The sequence below is a fragment of the Allostigmatella hybrida genome (genome assembly GCF_020103775.1).
Classification (GTDB): domain Bacteria; phylum Myxococcota; class Myxococcia; order Myxococcales; family Myxococcaceae; genus Hyalangium; species Hyalangium aurantiaca.
Window position 1 is genome coordinate 153665 of record NZ_JAHXBH010000016.1, and the last position, 24857, is coordinate 178521.

Here is a 24857-nt window from a genome sequence, read left to right on the forward strand (position 1 = left end):
CCTACCTCAGGTCGAGGTAGTCCACCGAGAAGATCCATCCCTCCGGATGGGTCTCCCCCTTGAGGCAGAGCGTCCCGGTGCCCGTGGCGGAGAGGGCCGTGGTGAGGTCCGTCAGGTTCGGCGCGCTCCAACCACAGGTCGCCGTGCCCAGGGTCACCGTGCCGATGACGTCGCCGTTGAACGTCAGCTGGGCCTTGCCTCCGGCATGGGGCGCGCCCACGTGGACCGTCGCGGACGTGCGGCCCGTCAGGCGCACGTTGCTCCAGCAGATCGAATCTCCGCCCTCGAAGGCGACCACCTTGTCTCCGCTGTCACCGCCCGCCTCGGCCCAGCAGCCCTCCAGCGCGGCGGCCTCCGCCTCCAGGCGAACGGTGCCCCCCTCGCCCGTGCCGGCATCCGGAGTCCCGGCGTCCGGAGCGCCCGCATCCGGCGTTCCCGCGTCCGGTGTTCCACCGTCCGTCCCGCCGCCAGGGCTGGGCGCAGCGCACTGTCCCCAGCCCGCGCAGACCGTTCCCGGCAGACAGGCGCCGCAGGTTCCGCCGCACCCATCGTCCCCACACAGCTTGCCCGTGCATTCCGGCTGGCACGCATGGGTGACGGTGCCCAGGTACATGTTGTCGATGAAGACCTCCTTGCCGGAGTAGTTGGCCAGGCCCCCGTTGCCCAGGTCGATCTCGAACTTGTACTTGCCGGTGCCGGTGGCACCGAGGACGAAGTCCGGCGGGCTGCACGCCGTCCAGGCCGTGCCCACGTTGCAGGTGAAGGTGGCGGCCACGCCCCAGGGCTCCTGCGCCTGGACGATCTTGATGAGCACGGGAAGCTCCGCGCTCGCCTTCAGGTCCACCTTCCATTGGTAGGTCTCTCCCGCCTGCAGGGTGAAGCCCTCCTGGCGCACCTGGACGCTGTAGCTCTGCCAGCCGCCGTTATCGACGCGCACCCACTGCACGGAGCCATGCTCCCCGCCCTCGTTGCGGATGTCGGTGAGCCCCTGGCCGCCCTCGAAGAAGAGATCGCTGCGGTGGTAGGTGAAGTCCTCGTTGAAGCCACAGTTGCGGATGATGTTGTCCGAGGTGCCCTGCCCATCGCCGTTCTGGCACGCGGCCCGGGGCAGCCGCGCGTAGCCCGAATCCCGGTGGTACCACCGCACGTAGTCCACCTCGAGCTTCGCCTTGTTGCCGTGAGCGGCCCAGTCGATGTTGAGGCAAGAGCCCGGCGTCTCCTGGCACTTGCCATTCACGCACGCGGCGTTGTTCGCGCACTGCGCGCTGGTCGCGCACGTCCGGCCATTCCACCCCAGACACCCCAGCTCGCCGCCCACCGCGTTGTTGAGGATGAGGTACATGGGCTGACGGAACTCGGTCGCGTCATCGCCGATGCTGAAGACGCCCACGGGGGCCCCGCCATGCTGGGGCAGGTCATCGATGTAGATCTGGAACCTGTTCTCCTCCCAGAGGAACCCCCAGGTGTGCCACTGGTGGTAGTCGAGGGTCTTCCCCTTCCAGGTGGCCCGGGGGCCGCCCACGGTGCCATCGCACTTGGCATCCCCGTTGTTGGGCCACTCGCTGCACGCGTTGGGCTGCCACCCGCCCGGGCTGGCCGCCAGCTCGCCCGGCTCCGGGACCTCGCGCCACAGGGTGTTGAACCCCATGGCCTCGTTCCCGGGGAACAGGGCCGGGTTCTCCTTGATCTGGGAGTACTCCATGATGTCGATCTCGCCCGTCATGGGCCAGCCCGCGGAATCGTCGATGCCGCCGTTCTTGATGGCGCTGTTGGCCCCGAGCAGCCAGATGGCGGGCCACATGCCCTGGGGAGGCACCGTCCCGGCGGGCAGCTCGGCGAAGGGCATCCGCGCCCGGAACTCGATGTAGCCGTACCGGAACTCCACCTTCTCGTCGCTGCTGATGCGGCCGGAGGTGAACTTCGTGCCGTTCACCGGCGGGTTCGACACGCCGTTGGCGGGCGCGCACTCGTCGTGATCCCAGACCCCGTTCTGATTCTGATCATTCAGGCAGTAGCCGCCGGCGCAGGTGCCGTTCGTGCCGCAAGCGCTGGTGGCCGAGCACTGCTGCCAGACGACACAGTCCAGGGGCTCCTGCCGTGCGAGCAACGTGAGCTTGCCGTCCTCGACGCAGTAGTTCCAGGCCGTGGGGTTGTCCGTACACTCCCGGTTCGTATAGGCCTGCAGCTCGTAGTTGACCCCCAGGTTCTCCTTGCCCCAGAAGGCCGCGTTGAGCTTGGACTTTGGCTGCCCGCCGTTGAGCGCGCCCCCGAAGTCATCCTCCCAGGTCATCGAGTACGGCACCCCCGCGATGGTGACCTTCGAGGGGTCCGTGGATTCGAGCGCCTCGGCCTGACAGACGGGGGGTTCCGGAGGGGGCTCGTCCTTCTTGCTGCACCCCACCATCCCCAGCCCGAGCATCCAGATGCCGCAGTGCCTCAGCGCATGCGCCCATGCCGTCCCACTTCGTCTCATGTCACGACGCCTTTCGTCTTCCCGATGAATACAGACAAAAACCTGTATCACCCTTTCTGACGAAAGGCGCCGGGCGCGGCTAGCGGACCTCCACGCCCCGCCGCCACACGGTGTGGATGCGCTGGGTGTGGCGGATGTCCTCGGTGGGGTCCGCATCGAGCACCACCAGATCCGCCAGCATGTCCGGCGCAATCCGCCCCCGGTCCTTCAGGCCCAGCAGCTCCGCCGAGTTCCGCGTGGCCACGCGCAGGGCCTCGGCGGGCGTGAGCCCCGCCTGGACCATCAGCTCCAGCTCGCGGTGCTCGGCGAAGCCGGGAATGCGCTGGGGCAGCGCGCCCGAGTCGGTTCCAAACCCCACCTTCACCCCGGCCTCGTGCAGCAGGCGCAGGTTCTCCAGGTTGACCGCCACCGCCTGTCGCGCCTTCGCCGCCTCGGGCCCCGCGAGCGTCTCGCGCTGCCAGGTGGGGTCCTCGAAGTGGCGCTGCAGCTCCGGCTCCACCGCGGCCCGGAAGAACGGCGCGTTCATCCAGGCGGGGTGCTCGGCGTAGATGTAGTTCGCCTCGTCCAGCTGCACCGTGGGGATGTACCAGATGCCCCGCTCCTTCAGCGTCTGGATGAACGCGTCATCCACGCGCTGGTCCCTCACGCCATGGGCGATGACATCGATGCCCGCCTCGGCCAGGGCCTTGGCGTCCTCCAGGTCATGAATGTGGGCGGCGGCCTTCACGCCGTTGCGGTGGGCCTCGTCGATCGCCGCGCGGTAGACCGCCGGGGCCAGCTTGGGCTGCTTGCCGCCGAGGCTGTCGACCCACAGTTTGATCATGTCCACGCCCCGCTCGGCCATGTCGCGGACCAGGGCGCGGGCCTCCTCGGCGGTCCGCGGCCGGGCCACCTGGTCGTCCGCGATCTTCATCTGCGGGGGCGGCGCCCCCTGGGGAGCCCCCAGCCCGGGCCCTGCCCCGTAGAGGTCCGCGCCCGAGGTGTGGCCATTCAGCTCCCGGCGCAGCGTGTAGAACAGGGGCGGGTTCATCCCCAGCGAGTTGACCGCCACCACGCCATACGCCTGGTACCGGTCGAGCTGCTGGGCCACGAGCTCGCGGGTGTAGAACTCCGGCCCCATCTCCAGCCCCCGGGTGTGGCCCACATGGGCATGGGCCACGATGAGCCCCGGGAGGATCGTCTTGCCGGTGTAGTCCACCACGCGCGCCCCGCTGGGCACCGGCACCGAACCCCGGGGGCCCACCGCGCGGATGTACGCGCCTTCGAGCACCACCGTCGCGGGCCCGCTCAGGGTCTCCCCGTCGAAGACGCGCGCCCCATCCAGGACGACCCGGGAGGAAGGATCGGCCGGCCTCGGCCCATGGGCGCACCCGGCGGCCAGCAGACACGCCAGCAGGGCGGCCAGGGGGGGTGGAGGGCGAACTGACTCGATGCATCCGTTGACCGTCATCGCTTGCGAGCCTCCCGTCAGGGTCCTGAGCGCTCGTACCTCAACTGGGCCTGCCGGGCACCCCTACTGGCGGTGGGCCGCGCCGTACTGAACGGTCTTCACCGTCGCGGCGCCCGCTTCCGGGAGCGACACCCGGAAGAGGTAGTCGTAGTCCTCGTCCGCCAGGGCCGGCAGCGGGCGCGGGGCGCCGAGCGCCTCCAGAATCTCCAGCACCGTGTTGGAGTGGCCCACCACCAGGACCGTCTTGCCCCGGAACTCCTTCAGGATGCGCTCGCGCAGGCCCGCGTAGTCCTTGGCCGCGTAGCTCAGGAGCTCCTTTCCGGAGGCCCGCGCCAGCGGCTCCGCGGTCGCCCGCGTGCGCAGCGTGGGGCTGACGAGGAAGACCTCCACCCCTTCGCCCTTCAGCCGCCGGGCCAGGTCCTCCGCCCGCACCTGTCCCTGCTCGCTCAGCGGAGGATCCTGCGCCTCCGCGGAAGTCTTCTCCGCGTGGCGCACCACCCACACCGTCGTCTCGCGGAGGGGCCGGGACTCCCCCCGGGGCGTGGCACAGCCCAGCAGGAGCCACGGCAAGAGCCCCCACAGGAGCGCATGCAGGAACAGCCCGGAACGGGTTTTCGAGGCGTCGAGATTGAAAATGAGAATCGTTTTCATATAGATTCGTGGCCCGGAGGCTGGAGACGATGACATCAAACCCGAATCGGACGTGCCGGCATCACTCTCTTGCACAGGGCCCGGTGGCCCAGGTGCAGCTCTGCCAGGACTGCGGCTGTGTCTCGATGCACCTGGGGGCCACCACCGTGCGCATGGACCCCGAGGCGCTCCACTCCGTGTGGCACACGCTCGGGGAGGCCGTGGCGCACCTGGGGCGTGAGCGCATGGCCCTGGGCCAGCCCCCGGTCAACGTCCCGCGCGGGGACGCCTGAGCCGGGGCCCGGGCGGCTCAGGCGAGCGCTTCCTCGGGGGCGGACGGCTTCCAGTAGATGTCGAAGAGCCCGCCCAGGAAGAAGCGCCCGAAGCGGCCCACCGCCGAGAGCTGCTCCTGCGTGTTGGAGGCGTTCGTCACCCGGAAGGTGGAGCACTGCCGGGCGAAGTCATCAATGGAGATGCGCAGCACGCCCTTGTGGCACAGGGGCCCCTCGGCCCCGCCGCGCCGCACGGTGACGAAGAGCGTGGTGGTGTCCTCCCACATGTCCAGGCCCGGGTCGTCCACCAGCTGCTTGAACCCCTCGAAGTAGAAGCGCGCACCGGACTCGCAGAGCAGCTGCATCCGGTAGCGGAGCTGCTTCACCGTGGGCTTCTGAGGGTCCGGCACCAGCACCTGGAGCTGTCCGTGGGTGACCGTCAGCGGCCGGGGGGAGAGCCCCGGCGCCAGCACACACCCCGTCACCCGCGTGGCGTGCTCCGGGTCCTCCAGCAGGGCGTTCACGTCCGGCACCAGCACGGTGATGATGAAGCGGAAGGTGGTCGCCCCGGCCCGGTCCGGCGCCGCGGCCGGGCGGTAGTCCTCGTCCACCGCGCCGGAGACGGTGCCCTGCAAGCTCTCGGTGAAGCGCAGGCCCACGGGCAGCGCGCGCGGGGGCGGCAGCGGCTCCGGGCGCGAGGAATAGTCGATGTGCCAGCCCTGGCGCTGCGCCAGCAGGGCGCAGAAGCGCTCGGCCACCGCGGAGATGGTGAGGAAGGGGTTGGTGCCCAGGGGGCGGGGAATGACGGCCCCATCACAGACGTAGAGCCCCTCGTGAACCTCCGTGCCGGACTCCCCCGCGAAGACGCGGCCCTCGTGGTCCACCACGCCGCCCTGCGCGTCCTCCCCCATGGCGCACCCGCCCAGGGGGTGCGTGATGAGGATGGAGTTGTCCAGCCACCGGGCGCCCACGGGGTTGCGCACGTAGGTGCCGCCGAACACCTCGGTGGCCTTGCGCATCTTCTGGTCCGCCCGGAGGAAGTTCTCCTGCCGTCCCACGCCCGGCCAGACGGCGCGCAGGCTGTCGCCATCCAGCCGCAGCTCGCCGCTGCCCGAGTCATGGGACATGACGAAGAGCGTCTGGGTGTGGTGGAGCGCCCCGTGGTAGGGCCCGCGCACCAGCCCCTCCACCACCCGGACGTTCTCCTTCACCCCGTCCACGAAGCCCTCGTCGGTGTCCTCGCCCATGAGGGGCGCCACCGCCGCGAAGAGCGCGGGCAGATAGCCGCCCAGCGCCGCGGGGACCGCGCCCTCCTCCAGCACCATGCCGCGCTCCACCGAGTCCGGATCCTTCATCTCGATGACGCCGGTGATGGAGGGCCCCACCGGGCCCCGGCCCTCCACGGGCTCCTCGCCGTAGCCCACGCCGTTGACGGGCACGTCCAGGTTGTACCCGAACCCCATCAGGTCGCCGTTGCCGGAGAAGTGCCGGCCCAGCTCCCGCGACAGGGGCAGCCCCGCGGCGCGCGAGCGCAGGAGGATCTCCGTGCTGCCCAGGGTGCCCGCCGAGAGGATGACCCGGTCCGTGGTGAGGAACTGGAGCGGCGCGTCGAACACCTCGCGCCCCATGCCCACCAGCCGGTAGTACACGCGCCAGTGGCCCTCGTGGCGCGCCAGGTGGTGCACCGCCACGTGGGTGAACAACTCCGCGCCATGGCGCTGGGCGTCCGGCAGGTAGTTCATCTGCGTGGTGTTCTTGGCGCCCACGTTGCAGCCGGTGGCGCAGTCGCCGCAGAGCGTGCAGCCCCCCTGGCGAATCCCGGCCGCGTTGAGCCCCGCCTCGAAGTGGATGCTCAGCGGCGGGCGGAAGAAGCGTCCCCCCACGGCCTGGGCGGACTGCTCCAGGATCTCCAGCTTGCGAGGCGTGGGGCGGGAGGCGGGGTACGGCTGAACGCCGAGCATCCGCTCCACGTGGGAGTACCCATCCGCGAGCCGGCCCTCGACGTCCGCGCGGAACGCCTCCGGCCAGCTCTCCTCCTTGAGGACGCGCGGGTCGGGCCGCAGGGCCACGCTGGCGTTGATGAGCGAGGTGCCGCCCAGGCCGCACCCGGTGAGCACGGCCACGTCCCCCAGCAGGTGCAGCGAGAGCAGCCCCGTGGGTGAGCCGAGCCGGAGCTTGCCCAGCAAGTCCCCGCCCGGCCCGGACATCTGCACGTCCTTCAACAACTGGCCACTGGTCCGGGGGAACTCTCCCGGCATGCGCTCCTTGCCCCGCTCCAGGACGCAGACCTTCTGCCCCGCACGGGCCAACCGCGAAGCGGCAATGGCGCCGCCGTAGCCCGAGCCCACAATCACCACGGGCCAGTGTTCGCCCAGTCTCTCAACCGAAGAGGACAGCTGACGCATCTTCCATGCCTCCACTCATCGGCCCCATCCTGCTCCGAGTCCGGTCTGGGTGGAATTCGTTCACCCAAGAACTATTAGCAGTTCCTCTGGAAGGCGTGGAGGGGAGCAAGCGGCTGCCTGGCTGCTGACCGGACCGCTCAGGAGAAGCGGGCCCAGGCGAGCGTCTCCTCCCGGCAGCGCGTCCGGCCGCCTGCCACCTGCTCCTGGGGGAGCGCCAGGAAGTCCGGCGCCAGGTCCACGTTGCGCGAGAGGAGCTGGAAGCACTCCACCGCCGCGCCGTCCAGCGCCTCCTGGGAGGACTGGGCCGAGAGGTCCGGATGGGCCACCAGCGTCAGCCGCAACAGCGCCAGCCGCACGGTCAGGCGGTGCACGTACGCGAGCAAGCCGAACGCCTCGGTGTGCGGGTAGCGCAGCAGGTAGTTCGCCAGGTAGTGGCGGAAGTACTGCTCGAGCCGGGCGCCATGGCGCGCCTCCAGCCCCTCCCGCCGCGCGGCATAGAGGCGCCACACGCCGGCGCGCTCCTGTTCTCCGTCCCCCGTCACGCCCAGCGCGGTCCGTGCGCCATGAACGAACCGGGCGAAGCGCTCGCTGCGCGTCACCCCACTCAGGTCCTTCAATTGGGAGAGCAGCCGCAGGGCGCGAGGTCCCCCCTCCTCCCACGCGGCCAGCGGCACCTGGGGGCCCTGTGCCGGGCCCTCGGACCGGAGCGCGGCCTTCAGCAAGGCGCCTGCTTCCGCCTCTCCGCCCGGAAGCGGTGCCGGTCCCCGGAACTGCTCATCCAGCTGGAAGGCCCAGTGGGCCAGGCCCGAGAGCCGCGAGGACAACGGGGCGCCCGGCGCGAGCAGGCGCTCCCGGAGCGCGTCCCGGACCGCCTCGGCATGGAGCACGTAGAGGTCTCCCGGCAGGCCGGGGGCGGGCCGCGCCGCCTCGGGACGGGCCACCAGGCTGGGGGGCACGGGCACCGGCTCCACCGCGTCCTCGGCCAGGAGCAACAGGCGGACCACCTCCGGGCATGCCAGGGAGCCGGAGACCTCCAGCCGGTCCTCGTGCTTCCAGAGGGTGCGCGGAAAGGTGGAGCAGATGTCCGGCAGCACCGCCTCCCCATGGGAGCGGTGGAGCGAGCAGCGCCGCTCGGCATCGAAGAAGACGCAATGCCCATCCGGCCGCATCCGCAGGAGGGTCCGCTCCGAGGGCCCGCCTTCCGGAAAGGCGATGCTGAAGCCCCCGGCGGGCTCCGCCGTGCCTGCCGCCCGCAGCGTCGCGTGGATCCGCTCCACGCTCGCCTCGCTCACCCCCACCCGGAGCCCCCCACAGCACGTGTCCTCGCAGCGCTCCGCGATGCAGCGAAAGCGCGTCATGAAGCGCAGCGTGGTGGCGGGGGGCGTCAAGATGGGGCCCCGCTCAGCGGCTGGTCCACCAGTTCTTGAACTGCTTCCAGGAGATCTTCCCGCTGCGATCGATGTCGATGATGTCGAAGGCGATCTGCAGGTCCTCCTCGGTGATGTTCTGGCCGAGCGCCTCCAGCAGCCGCGCGAACTCGGGGGCCTCGATGAAGCCGGTCCGGTTGCGGTCGTACTTCTGGAAGATGTCGAGCAGCTCGTTGCCGGTGCTGGTCAGGTCATCCACGGCCGCGTGCTCGGGGGCCAGGGGCTGGAGGCCGGCCGACGTGGTCTCGACGACCTGCTCCGCCTCCTCTCCTGTTTCCTCCTCACCCTCCTGAGCCTCGGGCTCGTAGCTCTCGGGAATCGCCGCCGCCTTCTTGCGGGGCGCGGGCTTGCGGGCCTTCGGAGCCGCCGGCTTGGGCGCGGCCCGGGCCGGGGACTTCGCCGCGGCCTTCCGGGCGGTCTTCTTCGCCGCCGCCTTGCTCGCGGGCTTCGGCGCGGTCTTCTTCGGCGCGGCCTTCTTCACCGTGGCCTTCTTCGCCGCGGTCTTCTTCGCCGCGGTCTTCTTCGCCGCCGCCTTGGGGGCAGACTTCTTTGCCGCCGCCTTGCGCGTGGGCTTCGCCGCAGCCTTACGGGCCGGCTTCTTCGCGGTGGACTGACGCTTCGCCGGTTGCTTCGCGGTGGCCTTCTTGCCTGGCTTCTTCTTCGCCATGGTGCGTCCTCCCTGAGGTGGGGCGCATCGTAGCTTCACGGCACTTCCGGGGGCAGAGGCTCGCGCGATCTTTTCCTTGGAGTGCCAAGTGTCTCAGGCGGGCTCGATGAAGTTCAGCCGGTACCCATCGGGATCCGTGATGACGATCTCCCGCGTGTGCCACGGCTGGAGGGTGGGCCCGTCGAAGCTCACGCCTTCCTGGGCCGCCCGGGCCGCCACCGCGTCCACCCCGCCCTCGCCGGTGCGGAACCCCAGCAACACCCCCACCCCGCGCCGGGCCTCCATCCCCACGCCGGAGGGCATGGAGACCAGGTACACATCCGCCGTGCCCCGCCACTTCAGGTGCAGGAAGGGCGGCTCCGACTGGACGCGCTCGAAGCCGAGCCCCTCGTAGAACCGCGCCGAGCGCTCGCCGTCCGACACGAGCACCTTCATGAAAGATGACACCGCGCCCTCGTTCTCCATGGGGCGTCTGTAGCATGGCGCTCCGGGCTACTTGCGGCCGTATTTCTTCATCGCCTCCATGAGCCGGTCCTGCGGCAAGGCGAAGACCCGGACGCCATCCGCCCCGGTCAGGGTGTCCGCGGCGAGCAGCGCGTTGAGGATGGCCTCCTGGGTGGCCTGCACCGTGGCCTCGAACAGGGGGGTGAGCCGCTCGTTCTCCAGCATGCCCACGGTGGAGACCGCGCCCTGCGCGGACGGGCGCGTGCCCTGGGTCGAGAAGGCCAGGAAGATGTCGCCCGAGGGGTCCGCGCCAAAGCCGCCCATCTTCCCGATGCCCAGCGGCACGCGCCGGGCCACCCGCCCGAGCTGATGGGGAAGCAGGGGCGCGTCCGTGGCGACGATGACGATGATGGACCCCAGGTCCTCGTGGAAGGCCTCCTGCCGGGAGGCCTCCTTCTTCGGGCACGCGGCCATGCCGGAGATGAAGGGATTGGAGGGGGCCTGGCCGCCCGTGTGGCACGCCTGAAGGTCCGGAATCTCCTCCCCCACCGGCACCCCCGCCACCGAGAACGGCTTGCGCAGGCCGTAGTTGCACTGGACCAGCACGCCCACCGTGTAGCCCCCTTGCGCCTCGGGCAGCTTGCGCGAGGCGGTGCCAATCCCGCCCTTGAAGCCGTGGCAAATCATCCCCGTGCCGCCCCCCACCGAGCCCTCGGCGACCGGGCCTCCGCGGGCGCCGTCGAGCGCGCGGAAGACATGCTCCGGCTTGACGTGAAAGCCCTCGATGTCATTGAGGACGCCGTCGTAGGTCTCCGCCACCACCGGCAGGCTGAAGTCGAAGGCCTTGCCCCGCTTCGAGGCCCACGCAATCACCGCCTGGTGCACCGTGCCCACGCTGAAGGTGTTGGTGAGGGTCACCGGCCCGGAGAGCAGCCCCGACTCGTTCACCCAGTGGCTGCCCGTCATCTCGCCGTTGCCATTGAGCGCGTAGATGGCGGCGAAGGTGGGCGCGTCCGAGGCCTTGCCGCGCGGCCACACGGCGGTGACGCCGGTGCGCACCGGCCCCTTGCCCTTCACGAGCCGGCCTTGCCCCGAGATGAGCGTGGTGTGGCCCACCTCCACGCCCGCCACGTCCGTGATGGCATCCAGCGGCCCCGGCTGCCCTCCGAAGGGAATCCCCAGCTCCCGGGCCCGGGGCCGGGTGGAGGCGGGCTGAGCCGCTCCTGTCCGCGGCAGAACCCAGGACACGAGCAGGACGGCGAAGAGCAAGGCGCGGAGCGAACATGGCATGGTCTGTCTCTGTCCTATCTTCCCGGCTCATACCGCATGGCCACCGCCCCCGAGGCGAACTCCCGCCGGCTCACGAACAGTCCCTTCCCCGGCTCCCTCTCGAGCTGTTGAACAGCCTTCCCCAGCTCCCCGCGCACGAGCTCGGCGTTCCAATCGACCCGGTCCAGGGTGCTCGAGAGGAGGGCATCGGCCCGCTCGAAGTTCTCGATCGCGTGGCGATGCAAGTCTTCGTCCGCGGGAATTGCACGATGATCGCAGCACCCGTCCAAGGTGACGTTGATGGAATACGGAAGGGGTCGCATGACGTGAGGGTACCGCCAGCCGGCGGGCAGCACCACTCACGAAGGCCGTTCTCCCTGTCACGCGCCCTTCCAGCGGCCTGGAGTCCTCGAGCGAAGGACCCAGGTCCAGTGCGCACTCAATACACGACGACCGAGCCGTAGACGCTGGTGCCACTGGTGTAAGCCACGAGGGCGCCGGTATTCGAAGGAAGCGCCGCGACCGCCGGGAAGGTGCCCGTATCGATGATGACCCGGGCGTCCGCCGCGGCCACCGAGGTGGCCTCGAAGAGCATCCTGTTCAGCTGAATGCTGCCCGTGTTCAGTTGCGTGATGACATAGCCGTTACCGAGCGCATCGGAGTCGATGCTGCGGAGCTGGCCGGCGCCAACGCTCGTGGGCAGGCCGGGCACCTGGCGGCTCGTCCCAGGGGCCGACACGGGGATGACGTCGACGTTGTCGTCCCCATTGGTTCCTACCGCGTAGATGAAGCCGTTCGAGCCCGTCCAGTCCGAGAAGAAGGCCTGCCCGGGCGGTGCGCTCTCGGCGCCGAAGCTGGCGCCCCCGTCGCTGCTGCGGCGGATGTGGAACGCCGGGCTGTCACTCACCGACAACAGGTCTCCGCTGATCTTGTCCACGATGATCTCGTGGAAGGCATTGCTCTGGGTCAGCTCCGTGACGCTGAATGCCCCCCCGCCTCGCGAGGAATTCCGGAGGACGCGCAGCCCACCACCGCCCATCGAGACGGAGATGTAGACGGCGTCGCCCAGGGAGTCCACGCTCGCCTCGGCCTCGACCACATTGGAGAGCTCTCGCGGGGGCTCCCAGGTAGCACCCGCGTCAACGGTCCGGGTGAAAATCAGCCTGCCCGGGGAGGCAAGGGCCACCACGTAGGCGGTTCCCGTGGGGCCCCCTTCAATCGCGATCTCCGTCACGCCGGTGATGCCGAGGGAGGTGGGGCCCACCCAGGTCTGGCCGCGGTCCAGGCTCACGCTGACATGGCCGGTGCCCCCGCAGTTCATCACCACGAAGAAGCGGCCCAGCGCGTCCACAGCCGCCTTGCGCCCCGTGTTCGAGGCGTTCGTGGTGCAGCTCAAGGCCCCGCTGATGAGCGTCGGCGGGACGTTGGAGAAGGAATCCAACTGGCACGAGGCATCGCAGCCGTCTCCGGGGACCGTGCCGCCATCATCGCACTGCTCACCCGTGCTGCTGTCCACCCGTCCATCGCCACACACCTCCAGGCCGCGGCAGTCCGCACGGCAGCCATCCCCCGCGGTGCGGTTTCCGTCATCACACACTTCGCCCGGATCAACGTGGCCGTCGCCGCAAATGGGGGGAGCGTTGACGGAGATGTTGACCGTAGCGGGATGGGAGGTGAGCGAGCCGTCGCTGGCCGTGAAGGTGAAGCTGTCCTGCCCCGTGAAGTTCGCTGCTGGGGTGAAGGTCAGGTTGGCGCCCGTCCCGGACAGCGTTCCATGCGCGGGGGAGGTGGCGACGGTAAAGGTGAGCGCATCCCCCTCCACGTCCGTGGCCATCAGGGTGATGGCGGCGACGGTGTTTTGGAGCGCCGTCACCGTGACCTGGGTGGCCACGGGCGCGTCATTGACCGGGTTCACCGTCACAGTGACCAGACCGGTGCTGGTGGACTGCCCGTCCGTCAGGACGTACTCGAAGGCCGCCACGCCGTTGAAGTTCGCGTTGGGGCTGAAGGTGATGTCCGTCCCGGAGAGCGTGGCCATGCCATTGCTCGGGTTTTGCACGGCGCTGATCGTCAGCGGTTGCCCCTCTGCGTCGGTGTCGTTGGCCAGCAGGGTGCTGGCTGCCAGCGTCAGCGGCACGTCCTCGTCCGTCGCCGCCATGTCGTTGCCCGCCACCGGGCCGTCATTCACCGGTTGGACCGTGACCTTGATGGTGGCCATCGCCGTCGCCTGACCGTCGGAGACCGAGACCTGGAAGGTCTCTTCCCCGGTGAAGTTCGCCTTGGGCGTGTACGTCACCGAGGGCCCCGTGCCCGTCAGTGTTCCATGGATGGGGGGCTCGAACGTGACTTCGAGCGCGTCGCCGTTCGCATCCTCCGGCGAGACGGTGATCGCCACCGGAGTGTTCTCGGCGGTGGAGACACTGACGTCCGCCACCGTGGGAGGAAGATTGGGCTTCGGGTGATCTCCGCAAGCGGCGGCCATCGCGAGAACAAGCAACAGCGGGTACTTCGTCGTCATGGTGACTCCAGCCCCTGCGGAGTTGCGAAGAGTGGGGCTTGCTCCAACAGCGGCAGACTCTAGGCGATTGCCGGACCTTTGCCGGAAGATTCATTGGATCTGAAAGTCATGGCACGGCCGAAGGCATTCGATAAGGACTCAGCCCTGAATGAGACTGCCCCAGTTCCGTGGACACCCGAGATGTGGTGAAGGAGCACGGGAATGTCCGAGAACGAAGAGAAGCTGAAGAAGCCCCGGAGGAAGCGCCGGGAACTCGCGATAGCGACCGACTTCGCCATCTACTTCTGCCAGCCGCAGAAGCCCTGGCAGCGAGGAACGAACGAGAACACCAACCGGCTTCTTCGGCAGTACTTCCCGGATGGAACGGACGTTTCGGCCTTCTCTCAGCGGCAGCTGGACGCGGTGGCCCTCCGGCTCAACCAACGCCCACGGAAGACCCTGGGCTTCACGACGCCTGCGGCCAAGCTACAGCAAGCGTTGCGTTGACCGATTGAGTGCACCGCGGCCTTCTTCGCGAAGGAGATGAAGTGAAGTTCAGCTTCATCCACGCGAAGAAGGCCTGCTTTGCGGTGGCAGCGCTCTGCGAGCACCTGGGCGTGTCGCGCAGTGGCTACTACGCCTGGGTCAGGAGAGCCGAGTCTGCCCGGAGCCAGAGCGACCGGGAGCTGGGCCTCGAGGTGGCGGCCGTGCACCAGGAGAGCCGAGGCCGGTACGGCAGCCCGCGGGTGCATGCGGAGCTGCGAGCACGAGGCCGACACGTGGCTCGCAAGCGTGTGGCGCGGCTGATGCGCCAGCAAGGCCTTGCCGCCCGCAGGAGGCGGCGTTTCGTGAGGACCACAGACTCAGCCCATCGCCAGCCGGTGGCCGACAACCTCCTGGCGCGACGCTTCTCCCCCAGCCAGCCCAACTGCACCTGGGCCACGGACATCACCTATGTGGCAACGAAGCAGGGCTGGCTCTACCTGGCCGTGGTGTTGGACTTGTTCTCGCGCCAAGTGGTCGGCTGGGCCATGGGGCCCACCATTGACAGGCAGCTGGTGCTGGGCGCGCTCGACATGGCCCTCAAGAGCCGCAAACCGCCTCGAGGTCTGCTGCACCACTCGGATCGAGGCAGCCCAGTACGCCAGCGCCGACTACCAACGAGCCCTGGAGCAGCGGGGTATCCGCTGCAGCATGAGCCGCAAGGGCAACTGCTGGGACAACGCCGTGGTGGAGAGCTTCTTCAGCAGCCTGAAGATGGAGCTGGTTCATGAGGCCACCTTCGCCACGCGCGAGCAGGCCTCAGCCGCTCTGTTCGAGTACATCGAGGTCTTCTACAACCGGAAGCGTCGCCACTCTTCTCTAGGCTACTTGAGCCCGGTGGAGTATGAGCGCTCCGTCCTACCTATTGAGTTGGCAGCGTAGTCCCACTGTCCACTGAGCCGGGGCAATCTCACTCGCTTCTGTCGGGGTCCCCCGGACGGTTGGCGCGCAGCGCATCGGTTGCGTTCCGCTCTGGATAGATTTAGAAACCCTATCCATTCATGCAAATCATTCAAAACGAATGGAGTATTGAAACATGATCGAGTCTTTAGACCTCCACATCGGAGATTCCCCCGACTCAGCACCGCTCCAGATTAAGCCTGGGCCCATAACGGTCTTTATCGGGCCCAACAACTCAGGGAAAAGCCTGCTTCTGCGTGAGCTTGGTGCGACCATCACTGGTCAATCAGCATCGCTCTTACGAACAACAATAGCGCTCCACTACACACCTCTCTCCCAATACCAATCAGGACGACCACAACAACCACTAAAAATACTCAGAGAAATCCATTTCACAAAGCCGACTTCCATTCAAAAACTCAAAGCAGAACTAATCACACTTGGAGGTTACGAGTTCGAAAACAGGTTCCTTACCCCTCCCCAACACACCCTTATCAACACAGACCATGATCTCAGCGAAGGACGCTGGCTAGACAAAAGCTTCTTCGAATTTGAACAGAACCAAAGCGACGCTCAGTCCATTCTCCTAGCCACAGCATTCATCATGCTTGACGGCGAAACACGGCTTTCGCTCGTAAAATCTAAAAAAACCGCCCCTCTTTCCGGCTCACCCAAAAGTATACTCCAAGCTCTTTTCACGGACGAAGAATCCCGCAGGCGTCTTGGAAAATTAACTTTCGAAGCATTTAATTTCTATGCCGTAATAGACCCAACAGAAATGAGACGCTTCCACATTCGCATGTCAACAAAGCTTCCTTCCGACACAGAGGAGGAGTCGAGTTTGAGCGTACGAGCAAGAGATTTCTATCGCCAAACCATCGACATCATGAACATGAGCGATGGAGTCAAAGCATACACCGGATTACTGGCAGCATTATTGAGCCGTCGGCACCGCATTATCACCATAGATGAGCCAGAAGCCTTTCTTCATCCAGCACTTGCTAGACGTCTCGGAGTCGAACTTTCACGCCTAGCAACTGAACAGCAAGCCAATGTCTTCGCCTCGACGCACAGTGCGGACTTTTTAATGGGATGCATCGAATCTGGGCATTCAATTCAAATTGTCCGGCTGACCTACCAAGAAGGAATCGCAACCGCCAAACATCTCTCAAGCACAGAAATAACAAACCTAATGAGAAATCCACTTCTTAGGACAACCAATGTACTTTCAGCACTCTTCCACACTGGAGCAGTTGTCACCGAATCAGAAGCAGATCGCGCCTTCTACGATGAAATTAACCATCGACTGCAAAGCACAAACGGAACTGGTGTTTCCGGAGCAAGCTTCCTCTTCGCACAAAACAAGCAGACAACACACATGATTGTCCGGCCTCTCAGGCAACTAGGCATCCCAACTGCAGCTATTGTCGACATGGACTTCATCAAAGATGGCGGCAAGAATTTCACTAATCTTCTTAGCGCTGCAGGCATACCTGATGATTGGCATCAGTCCTTGGGAAGCGCAAAGGCAAAAATCCAAGACTCATTGGACAAAATCAGCCTTGACTGGAAGCGCCTTGGCGGCATTTCGCTCTTGAGCGGAAGTCAGGCGCGGGCGTGTCTGGACTTTTTTGAGAGTTTGGAAGGGTACGGTATCTTTGTAGTTCCGGTCGGCGAATTGGAAGGCTGGCTCTCACATTTAAATGCACCCAAGTCGAAGCACTCCTGGCTTTACAAGATCTTCGAAAAAATGGGTTCAGATCCGGCAGCGTCCGGCTATGAGCGACCTGCCGAGAACGATGTCTGGGCGTTTATGCGCAGGGTTGCGTCATGGCTTCAAAATCCACACAGAAAAGGCATGTACTATTGACAAGCTTGGCTCACGGCTCGGGCGGCCCCTGTCAGCGGCCCTCCCCTGTCAGCGGCCCTCCACGACACCTCCGCTCCTGCCCTCACCCTCCACATGGCTTCTATTCTGCCTATACGCGAATTCATTGATAAATGTTTCTGGATCTGGCGATCAGATCGTCTATGCGACCATCACGCACGATAGACTTCAAGCAGGGAATTTTGGCTCGATCAATCTCATCGAACTGTCCGCGAAGAGCAGGCCGAAAGTATAGGAGCAGCTCACGTCTATCGAGACCTTCTGCGATCTCACTATCATCCCATGAGACAGAAGCCGCACTATTGATGGGGGGCGCGGGTCCACGGGCCGGACGGCCTCTGCGCTGGCCGCCCACCGTCCAGGGCTCAGAGGGCAGACGGAATTCCCTGTAAGAACAGCAAAACACAGAATAGCCTGCGCAACATGCGCTCCCTCCTGGCTCCCTTTCTGGCCGCAGTCCTCCTGTCGTTCTCCGCCTGCAGTCCGGTGGACTCGGATGACAGTCCAGCCGATCCCAATGCAGGGATGAGCCGCAACCTCTCGCAGACCTCCGTGGTGAGGAAGCTCATCGGAGACATCGACGGGTTCGGCATCGCGCCGGCCAGTGGGCTCGTGCGCGCCTCGACGGCCCCGCACAACAAGCCGGCCGATGTCAACGGCGACGGCATCATCCAACCCGGGGAGTACCTGCCTGACTGGAACAAGAACGGCAGCACGGCCGTTGGCGCTGGGGACGACTTCGACTTCCGCTCCACCACCGAGCGCAATGCCACCAACGGCGCGCAGCTCACCGACCACTCCCTCTCGCTCACTGGCGCCTCCGACGGAGCCACCTTCACCTTCACCTTCAACTTCCCCGTCCCCGGTGATGCGGACTACGGCGTGGACCACTTCATCAATCTGGTCTTCGGCGACTACGACGTCACCCCCGCCAGCATCAAGATCGACGGCACGGTGGTCCCGCTCACCGTCCAGGGCAACAACCAGGACGGCCTCGTCCAGCGGGCCTACGCCACGGTACCGTGGTCCTCCATGACGGACGGGAAGGTGGTCATCACCATCATCGCGCCCAACGAGCCCTACCTCGCCTTTGACTACGCGCTGCTCGACACCGACAAGATCGCCGACTGCGACAACGACGGCATCCCAGATACGCTCGACAACTGCCGCTGCCAGTCCAATTCGGATCAGGTCGACGCCGACCACGACGGCATCGGCGACGTCTGCGATCCCGGCTGCCACGTCGACGCGGACTGCAACGACGGCAACACATGCACGCTGGACGTCTGCCACGGCGCGGGCAACGGCACCTGCACCCACGACAGCTCGGGGAGCACCATCTCGGTGCGCCTGAGCGACTACAACCTCTTCCTGCTTGGGGATTACAGCGACGGCCACGACGTGGTGGGCAAGGTGGCGGCGGCGGGCAACATCAGCATGACGGACTTCGCGGTGGGCTCGGGGTTGCCGGACACCCACATCGCAAACACGCTGGTGGCAGGCGGCAACCTGAGCCTCTCGCGTGGCGCCCTCTGGGGTGATGCCTGGTATGGCGGCAGCTACAGCGCGAACTCGACCGTGACGTCCTACCGAGGCAGCGTGTCGCAGGGATCGCCCATCAACTTCGAGGCCCGAGGCGCCCAGCTCCGCGCTCTGTCCGGTCAGCTCGCAGGCCTGGCGACCAACGGCACGACGACGCGCGAGTCCTGGGGCGGCATCACGCTGAGCGGCACAGACGCGCACGTGAACGTCTTCGATGTCGACGCCAACGCCTTCACGGGTGCCGCGCTGCTGTCCATCAACGCGCCTGTGGGCTCGCTGGCAGTGGTCAACATCCACGGGGACTCTGCCACGTTCACGGGCTTCGGCCATGCGTTCAACGGCGGCATCGATCAGCACGGGGTGCTCTACAACTTCGTGGATGCCACCTCCATCAACGCCCACGGCTTCGGCTTCTGGGGCACGGTGCTGGCGCCCTCCGCGCATATCCACTTCACGGACGGCAGTTTTGACGGAGGCATCTACGCCAGCTCGTTCACGGGCAACGCCGAGGGCCACATCAATCCGTTGCAGGACCGCGACATCCCCCTCTGTCAGGCCCCTCCCCTCGGCATGTAACCGAAGCTCGGGGATGACCCGAGCTCGCCTCATCGCGCACCCGCGGATGCTGTCTCCGCCTACACGGTAGCGAGCCCCCCACTCCTCTCCCTTCCGGACTCCAGCCGGAGTGCGGATTGGCTCATGGCGGGTGAGTGCGAGGAAGGGCCGGAGCAACCTCCGCCGTGCTCTTCCTGCACGGGGGCTTTGCCTACTCCGGGGAGGACTGGCAGATGACAGAACCCTCTCAAGCCGTCGGCTTCGTCACCCTGACCCATGAAGCAGGAGTGTCAACAGGGCTCGTCCGTCATCGCCGCCACCGTACGTCGTCGATCGGCCGCGACGGACGCGGCCCACAGCGCCAGGCCGCCCAGTGCCAGCAGGCTGCCCACCCAGCCCGGCGAGGTGAGGTCCAGCCGTAGCCCTGGGCGATGGCCAGGCCGCCGAGGAAAGGGCCGAGCGCGTTGGCTGCGTTGAAGGCGGAGTGGTTATACGCTACGCTCGAGGCGGAGCGCTCGAACGAGGGCGTGGTGGAGTTCCGAGGCCTCACCCCTCACACCTGGTTCGAGCTGCGTGCCCGGCGCTTGGAGTTGCCCGAAGGCGGGGCCGTCGTGCGTATTCCGGCGATGGTGAGCACCCCTTCCAGCTCAAGCCGAGCAGCCGTTCCGGCCATGGCGAGCAGTCGGAGCGTCAGCGACGCTGGGACGTCTCGTCACTTCACCTGCTTACGAGCCTTCGTCAAATTCGCGTCCGCCTTGCGGATGGAGTCTCCGGCGAGCCGGAGGCGGTGGGCGTTGTGGACGAGCCGGTCGAGGATGGCGTCGGCCAGCGTCGCGTCGCCGATGACGGCGTGCCAGTCCTTGGGCTCCAGTTGGGAGGTCACCACCGTCGATGACTGGTGGTAGCGGTCCTCCAGGACTTCGAGCAGTTCCTTGCGCTCCGCTGAGCCCAGCGGCTCCAGGCCGAAGTCGTCGAGGATGAGCACCTGGGCCTTGGCCAGCCGTTTGAGCGCGTGCGGGTGCGTGCCGTCCGCGCGAGCCTGGGCCAGCTCGTCGAAGAGGCGTGAGGCTCGGCGGTACACGACGCTGTAGCCATCACGGCAGGCCTTCTGCCCCAGCGCGCACGCCAGGTAGCTCTTGCCCACGCCGGTGGGCCCGGTCAGCAGCACGTTCTGCTTGTCGGCCACCCACTTCGAGGTGGACAGCTCCAGCACCTGCGGCTTCGTCAGGCCCCGGGCGTGGGCGTAGTCAATGTCCTCCAGGCACGCCTGCTGGCGCAGCTTCGCGTGCTGGAGCCGGGCGGTGAGCTTCTTGTTCTCCCGGTACATCCACTCCGCGTCCGCCAGCAGGCCCACCAGGTCCGTGGCGCTCAGGCCTTTGTCCCCAGGCTTCTCCACCCAGCCGCGCAGGTAGTTGGCCATGCCATGCAGCTTCATTGCGTTGAGCTTCTCCAGCGTCTGGTCCACCAGCATTTCTTCTCTTCCCCTTCCGTCGGTCTCGGTGTCCGGCCGGAGCGCGCCCATGAGGGCGCGCGCAGGCCACCGCCGATGCTGGGAGACGCTGGGCCAGCACCGACGGGAAATGTCCGCGCACGGCCGTCAAGCCGCGCGTGTCGTCAGTGGTAGTAGCCGGCGCCGCGCACGTTCTCGTGTTCGGGCAGCGGGTCCTTCTCGGCCGTCTTCTCGTCGGCATCCTCGAGGCGGTGCTGGAGGATGGCGACCACGGACTTGTAGCCCACCGCGCGGTGGCGCAGCGCGCGGGCGCAGGCCTTCTCCACGCGGAGCTTGCCGTAACGCTTCTCCTCGGCCAGACGCAGCACGCCCAGCGCCGAGCGGAAGCCCTGCTGGGGATGGGGCCGCTTCGTCATCAGCTCCTCCACCAGCTTCGCGCACGAAGGGCCCACGCCTTCGGCCCAGCGGATGAGGCGCGAGGGTGTCCACTCGGCGTGCTGCCGGTGGGAGGCGGGCATGTGCTCGGGCTGCGTGGTGAAGCGTCCCTTCTCCAGGCTGCGCACGTGGCTGGCCACGCGGCGGCCCCCGAGGAAGACCTCGACGCAGCCTTCCGTGTGGCGCACTTCCACCAGCTTGCCCACCAGCGTGTACGGCACGCTGTACCAGTGGCCTTCCAGCTCCACGTGGTAGTCGATGTTGACGCGCGCCTTCTTCCAGAAGGCCAGCTCGTACGGCCGCGTCGGCAGGGCCCGCAGCGTGGCCTTCTCCACCTGCTCGAAGAGCTCCCAGCGCGACTTGCCCAGCTTGCGCATGGGCCGCGAGTTGAGCTTCTCCAGCAGCGGCTTCACCGCCTGCTGCACCTGGCAAAGCGACGTGAAATGCCGGTGGCGCAGCGCCGCCAGAATCCACCGCTCCGCCAGCAGCACGCCCACCTCCACCTTTGCCTTGTCCCGGGGCCGGCGCGGGCGCGCGGGCAGAATCGCGAAGCCGTAGTGCCGCGCCAGGTCCGCGTACGTGGGATTCAAGTCCGGCTCGTACCGGTGCGCCCGGGTGACGCCGGCCTTGAGGTTGTCGGGCACCACCAACTCGCTGATGCCGCCGAAGTACTCGAAGGCCCGCACGTGGCAGCCCACCCACGTGGCCACGTCCTCGCCGAAGACGGGCTCCACGTACGTCAGGTTGCTGGCCCCCAGCACCGCTACGAAGAGCTTCGCCACCCGCACCTCGCCGGTGACGGCCTCCACCACCCTCACCCCGTCCCCGCTGAAGTCCACGAAGCACTTCTCTCCAGCCCGGTGCTCCTGGCGCAGGGTGACGCTGGAGGTGGCCAGCCATCGCCCGTACCTCTCGCAGAAGCGGCTGTACTGGTAGCCGCCCGGCACCGCCTCCAGGTACTCCTGCCACAGCAGCAGCTTGGTGACGCCCTTCTTCTTCAGCTCCTCGTGCACCCGCGCCCAGTCCGGCTCCGGACGCTCCGCCTGCGCCTTCGCCTCCTCGGGGAACAGCAGCGCCGTCAGCGCCGCGTCATCGTCCAGCTCCGCTGGCAGCGGCCACGTCAGCTTCGCCACCCGCGCTCGCCCCAGGTAGTCGCACACCGTGCCATTGCCGATGCCCAGGCTCGTCGCAATCGACCGCGTCGTCAGCTTTGCCTCGAACCTCAACCGGAACAACTCTCTCAACTTCCTCATGGACAGCCTCGGTGCCGCCATCTCCACCTCCAAATCGGGAGGGCGGAGTGGCCTGCTGCTGCCCAGCGCCGTCAACGCTCCTGTCGACCGCCCACCCCTTCACCGCGGGTGCTCGGCTTCACCGGAATGCCTGCTCGGCATCCACGGAATCGGTGCTCGACATGCCAGGAATGCCTGCTCGGCATCCCCGGAACGCCTGCTCACCTTGCTCCGGAATCACTGCTCGGCTTGGCCCGGAATCGGTGCTCACCTTGGCCCGGTACACGCAGCCGTCGTGTCCCTGGTGGACGTCTCCCCCGCAGGCGCGCCGAGCTGGAGGCCCGCCAGGCTCGCGACGAGCGGGCGCACCTGGAGCGGGTGGCCGCCGTGGGCGAGCTGGGGGTCTCCATCGCCCACGAGCTGAACCAGCCCCTGGCCGCCATCCTCACCAACGCCGAGACGGCCCAGACGCTGCTGCGGCGCCCCCCCCCTGGACGTGCCCCTGCGCGCGCGAGCCCCCTCAGGCCGCGAGGGGTTGAGGCTCAAGCCGCCTGGGCCCAGAGTGCCAAGCCCCTGCCGCGCACCTCATGGCAGGGCCGCCTGGGCCGACGGGTACTCCAAGCGGCTGCGCGGCTTCTCCACCCGCTTGGCTCACGGCTCGGGCGGCCCCCTTCTGCGGCCCTCCTCGGCTCCTCCGCTCCTGCCCTCACCCTCCTCATCGCCTCTCTTCCGCCTATACGCAGCCAGAGACCACGATGCGGCCTATGTGAGCCAGCCCCAGTCGGTATCCTCCAGGAGCGGAAGCGGGCCCCCGCAGCGCCGGGCGGAAACCTCCTCGCGCCAGTGCTCCCGTCCGCCCAGGAGCGGCCAGGCGCGTGAGACGGTTCCCCTCGGGTCAGGGGTGAAGTTGCGCAGCAGCATGCGGTTGACGATCTCCGGCGCCGCTCCGGCGCGCAGCTGGAACTCCGCGCTCAACAGGGCGCCCTCCTCGCGGACGGCGTTCCAGGGGCGCGGCCGGTCAATGAACGGCCACAAGCCCAACAGCGGAGGCTCCACGCCTTCGAGCAGCGCGGCGTGCAGCCGGTCATGGCCATCCAGCACCCCCCACTTCGCCAGGATGTCCACGAAGAGCAGCAGCACGGGCGGCAACGTCCCGTCCCTCGCGCGCTTTCGCCAGCTCTTCACACGTCCATCCTCGGGGAGGAGGGCGCGCGCAGTCCGAGCACGGCGCCCGGCCGTTGCTCCGGCAGCGGCTCCCACCAGTCCTCCTTCCACGCGGGCAGGAATCGCGTCACGGCGGCCAGCGAGTGATGGGGTGCCGCTCCGCCTTCTCCGCCGCGATGGCGCGCACGGGGCGCAGACACCAGTGGCCAGAGTGAAGCACGGGCAGGGACGCCTCCACGAGCGTACGCGCCACCCGCCAATTCCAGGCCTCCCACCAAGCCTCGGAGCCGGGGGAGGCCCCCACGGCCCGGACTTCGGGTGCGGACAGCGGCGGCAGGGTGTGGGGAGCGGTGGCCGTTCCCCGAACGAAGACCGCGCGATCCCAGTAGGAATCGATGCGGGTCTAGAGCAGCGTCTGTCCCCCGCCGCGCAACCGGATGCGGTAGTCCGGAGCGGCTTCCAGATGCACCGAGGGCCACCGCGCCCAGCGGCCCAGGGAGGGCACGCGCAGCAGCAGTCCGGGGCCAGGAGTCTCCAATCCCCAGTTCCGGGTGTCATCGGCGGAGAGGGAGACTCCTGGGTTCATGCAGCGCGCGGGGATATCAGTTGACGCGCTCGAACTTCCACAACTGAGTTTGAACGCTCTGGATGTAGTCCCACTGGTTCATGTTCCCGCCATTGCCAGTCGAGTTATTCTCAACGTCGATAACCTTCTGGGTGACGAGGTTCGAAATACGGAAGAGCGACCCAGCCACATTCGGCTCACAATAGAGGATCCAGGACTGCCTGCGCTCCATCTTGGTGTAGTTCTGCCAGACTTTCGCGCCCCTGGAGTAATCGTAGGGCTCAATGGAGTGGCGGCTGTTCAGATTGACGATTCGATAACCACCGTAGTCATCGGTCAGCAGGAACCAGTGCTGGCTCGGCAGGCCCAGATACTCCCACTGATGGATCCTGTAGCTTGCTTGCGTGGAGTTGAAGGCTACGTCCATCACCTTCCCAGTGTATGCGTTGACGATCTTGTACAGCTGGGGGTTTGATGCGCTCGACGTCACAGGGAACTCGCACTGCGCGTGCGCATCCGAGGCAAATCCAAAGATGGCACCGAAGAGCACGGGGGCGCACACGGCCATCAACTTCAACAGCTTCGACTTCTTCATGGTGAGGTTCCTTTATGCCGAGACACGAAAGTCCCCATGGGAGGGGCGCGTACGCAATGAGCCGGCACGGGGGGAAATGATGCAGAGAATTTTCGAACTTTCCCAACTCCCTGATATTGCTGGTCTTCCTGAGTTGGCGCGATGCTACCGGTCCAGGCCGCCTACAGCCCGGCTTGAAGCAGGAGGGCGAGCCGCGAGAAGGAATTCGGGCCTTCCCGCAGCCGGGGATAGTGGTCCCAGCTGAACGCGGCCCCCACCGGGCCCATGTGCAGGTCCACGAGCAACCGCGCACCGGGCATGGTGTCGGGAAGCACCTGCACGGGCACGCCCACCTCGAAGCCGAGACTCGAGAGGATGAGGATCCGCAGCGTTGCGTACTAAGCCATCGGAAGAAAGTTCGTTCAGAGGTGCTTCGTTCTCAGGGGGCGAAGCGCCCGAGACAAGGCGCCTGGGT

20 protein-coding genes and 2 pseudogenes are annotated in these 24857 nt (G+C 67.0%); 5 read left to right on the forward strand and 17 right to left on the reverse strand.

Translation table 11 applies throughout. The annotated features are described in order from the left end of the window. Position 1: 1 nt before the first annotated feature. The 3 genes from KY661_RS23185 to KY661_RS23195 form a co-directional block, all read right to left on the reverse strand. The gene (locus tag KY661_RS23185; RefSeq protein WP_225412293.1) at positions 2-2473 is read right to left on the reverse strand and encodes a family 16 glycosylhydrolase; all 2472 of its coding nucleotides are present in this window, start codon (positions 2471-2473) and stop codon (positions 2-4) included. A gap of 79 nt (positions 2474-2552) precedes the next feature. Then, complete coding sequence (locus tag KY661_RS23190; RefSeq protein WP_225412294.1) at positions 2553-3923, reverse strand: amidohydrolase family protein; 1371 nt, start codon at positions 3921-3923, stop codon at positions 2553-2555. A 63-nt stretch (positions 3924-3986) separates the two neighbouring features. Further along, complete coding sequence (locus KY661_RS23195) at positions 3987-4574, reverse strand: SixA phosphatase family protein (protein WP_225412295.1); 588 nt, start codon at positions 4572-4574, stop codon at positions 3987-3989. Positions 4575-4657: 83 nt separating this feature from the next. Between KY661_RS23195 and KY661_RS23200 the strand changes: the two genes are divergently transcribed. Then, positions 4658-4846, forward strand: coding sequence for a hypothetical protein (locus KY661_RS23200; RefSeq protein ID WP_225412296.1), 189 nt, complete (start codon positions 4658-4660; stop codon positions 4844-4846). A gap of 17 nt (positions 4847-4863) precedes the next feature. Here the strand turns inward: KY661_RS23200 and KY661_RS23205 are convergent, their stop codons facing one another. From KY661_RS23205 to KY661_RS23235, 7 genes are all read right to left on the reverse strand, one after another. Beyond that, positions 4864-7230 (reverse strand): GMC family oxidoreductase N-terminal domain-containing protein, encoded by a 2367-nt coding sequence (locus tag KY661_RS23205; protein WP_225412297.1) that lies wholly within the window; start codon positions 7228-7230, stop codon positions 4864-4866. A gap of 137 nt (positions 7231-7367) precedes the next feature. After that, positions 7368-8618, reverse strand: coding sequence for a flagellin lysine-N-methylase (gene fliB, locus KY661_RS23210; RefSeq protein ID WP_225412298.1), 1251 nt, complete (start codon positions 8616-8618; stop codon positions 7368-7370). Positions 8619-8631: 13 nt separating this feature from the next. After that, a complete protein-coding gene (locus KY661_RS23215) occupies positions 8632-9324 on the reverse strand; it encodes an EF-hand domain-containing protein (RefSeq protein ID WP_225412299.1) in 693 nt (230 codons plus the stop codon). Positions 9325-9417: 93 nt separating this feature from the next. Then, entirely contained in the window at positions 9418-9771 is a 354-nt protein-coding gene (locus tag KY661_RS23220; protein WP_281248497.1) for a VOC family protein, read from the reverse strand. A gap of 45 nt (positions 9772-9816) precedes the next feature. Beyond that, complete coding sequence (locus KY661_RS23225) at positions 9817-11058, reverse strand: DmpA family aminopeptidase (RefSeq protein ID WP_225412300.1); 1242 nt, start codon at positions 11056-11058, stop codon at positions 9817-9819. Positions 11059-11072: 14 nt separating this feature from the next. Beyond that, positions 11073-11360 (reverse strand): hypothetical protein, encoded by a 288-nt coding sequence (locus KY661_RS23230; RefSeq protein WP_225412301.1) that lies wholly within the window; start codon positions 11358-11360, stop codon positions 11073-11075. A gap of 116 nt (positions 11361-11476) precedes the next feature. Then, complete coding sequence (locus KY661_RS23235; RefSeq protein WP_225412302.1) at positions 11477-13555, reverse strand: tandem-95 repeat protein; 2079 nt, start codon at positions 13553-13555, stop codon at positions 11477-11479. Positions 13556-13813: 258 nt separating this feature from the next. On the opposite strand from KY661_RS23235, the pseudogene KY661_RS23240 reads away from it, so the two are divergent. From KY661_RS23240 to KY661_RS23255, 4 genes and pseudogenes are all read left to right on the forward strand, one after another. Beyond that, a pseudogene (locus KY661_RS23240) lies at positions 13814-14041 on the forward strand (IS30 family transposase); the annotation flags it as partial. Positions 14042-14058: 17 nt separating this feature from the next. Continuing rightward, positions 14059-14959 (forward strand): annotated as a pseudogene (locus KY661_RS23245) (IS3 family transposase); the annotation flags it as partial. A gap of 154 nt (positions 14960-15113) precedes the next feature. After that, a complete protein-coding gene (locus KY661_RS23250) occupies positions 15114-16847 on the forward strand; it encodes an AAA family ATPase (protein WP_225412303.1) in 1734 nt (577 codons plus the stop codon). A gap of 441 nt (positions 16848-17288) precedes the next feature. Beyond that, positions 17289-18983 carry a choice-of-anchor A family protein gene (locus tag KY661_RS23255; protein ID WP_225412304.1) on the forward strand — a complete coding sequence of 565 codons (1695 nt, stop codon included), beginning with the start codon at positions 17289-17291 and terminating at the stop codon, positions 18981-18983. A gap of 691 nt (positions 18984-19674) precedes the next feature. On the opposite strand, the gene istB is transcribed toward KY661_RS23255, so the two are convergent. The 7 genes from istB to KY661_RS23280 form a co-directional block, all read right to left on the reverse strand. Continuing rightward, complete coding sequence (gene istB / locus KY661_RS23260; protein WP_225412305.1) at positions 19675-20433, reverse strand: IS21-like element helper ATPase IstB; 759 nt, start codon at positions 20431-20433, stop codon at positions 19675-19677. A gap of 143 nt (positions 20434-20576) precedes the next feature. Next, positions 20577-22100, reverse strand: a complete 1524-nt coding sequence (gene istA, locus KY661_RS23265; protein ID WP_225412306.1) for an IS21 family transposase — start codon at positions 22098-22100, stop codon at positions 20577-20579. A 741-nt stretch (positions 22101-22841) separates the two neighbouring features. Beyond that, a complete protein-coding gene (locus KY661_RS23270; RefSeq protein WP_225412307.1) occupies positions 22842-23264 on the reverse strand; it encodes a hypothetical protein in 423 nt (140 codons plus the stop codon). A 106-nt stretch (positions 23265-23370) separates the two neighbouring features. Further along, positions 23371-23496, reverse strand: a complete 126-nt coding sequence (locus KY661_RS37340; protein ID WP_263437275.1) for a hypothetical protein — start codon at positions 23494-23496, stop codon at positions 23371-23373. 150 nt (positions 23497-23646) lie between these two features. Next, entirely contained in the window at positions 23647-23781 is a 135-nt protein-coding gene (locus KY661_RS37345; RefSeq protein WP_263437276.1) for a hypothetical protein, read from the reverse strand. Between the two features lie 64 nt (positions 23782-23845). After that, complete coding sequence (locus tag KY661_RS23275) at positions 23846-24403, reverse strand: RICIN domain-containing protein (protein ID WP_225412308.1); 558 nt, start codon at positions 24401-24403, stop codon at positions 23846-23848. A gap of 161 nt (positions 24404-24564) precedes the next feature. Continuing rightward, the gene (locus tag KY661_RS23280) at positions 24565-24723 is read right to left on the reverse strand and encodes a hypothetical protein (RefSeq protein WP_225412309.1); all 159 of its coding nucleotides are present in this window, start codon (positions 24721-24723) and stop codon (positions 24565-24567) included. Positions 24724-24857 lie beyond the last annotated feature (134 nt).

Coding starts and splice junctions, on each gene's coding strand:
- KY661_RS23185 (WP_225412293.1), bottom strand. CDS start 2,473: ATGAGACGAAGTGGGACGGCATGGGCGCATGCGCTGAGGCACTGCGGC.
- KY661_RS23190 (WP_225412294.1), bottom strand. CDS start 3,923: ATGACGGTCAACGGATGCATCGAGTCAGTTCGCCCTCCACCCCCCCTG.
- KY661_RS23195 (WP_225412295.1), bottom strand. CDS start 4,574: ATGAAAACGATTCTCATTTTCAATCTCGACGCCTCGAAAACCCGTTCC.
- KY661_RS23205 (WP_225412297.1), bottom strand. CDS start 7,230: ATGCGTCAGCTGTCCTCTTCGGTTGAGAGACTGGGCGAACACTGGCCC.
- KY661_RS23215 (WP_225412299.1), bottom strand. CDS start 9,324: ATGGCGAAGAAGAAGCCAGGCAAGAAGGCCACCGCGAAGCAACCGGCG.
- KY661_RS23225 (WP_225412300.1), bottom strand. CDS start 11,058: ATGCCATGTTCGCTCCGCGCCTTGCTCTTCGCCGTCCTGCTCGTGTCC.
- KY661_RS23230 (WP_225412301.1), bottom strand. CDS start 11,360: ATGCGACCCCTTCCGTATTCCATCAACGTCACCTTGGACGGGTGCTGC.
- KY661_RS23235 (WP_225412302.1), bottom strand. CDS start 13,555: ATGACGACGAAGTACCCGCTGTTGCTTGTTCTCGCGATGGCCGCCGCT.
- KY661_RS23250 (WP_225412303.1), top strand. CDS start 15,114: ATGATCGAGTCTTTAGACCTCCACATCGGAGATTCCCCCGACTCAGCA.
- KY661_RS23255 (WP_225412304.1), top strand. CDS start 17,289: ATGCGCTCCCTCCTGGCTCCCTTTCTGGCCGCAGTCCTCCTGTCGTTC.
- istB (WP_225412305.1), bottom strand. CDS start 20,433: ATGCTGGTGGACCAGACGCTGGAGAAGCTCAACGCAATGAAGCTGCAT.
- istA (WP_225412306.1), bottom strand. CDS start 22,100: ATGAGGAAGTTGAGAGAGTTGTTCCGGTTGAGGTTCGAGGCAAAGCTG.
- KY661_RS23275 (WP_225412308.1), bottom strand. CDS start 24,403: ATGAAGAAGTCGAAGCTGTTGAAGTTGATGGCCGTGTGCGCCCCCGTG.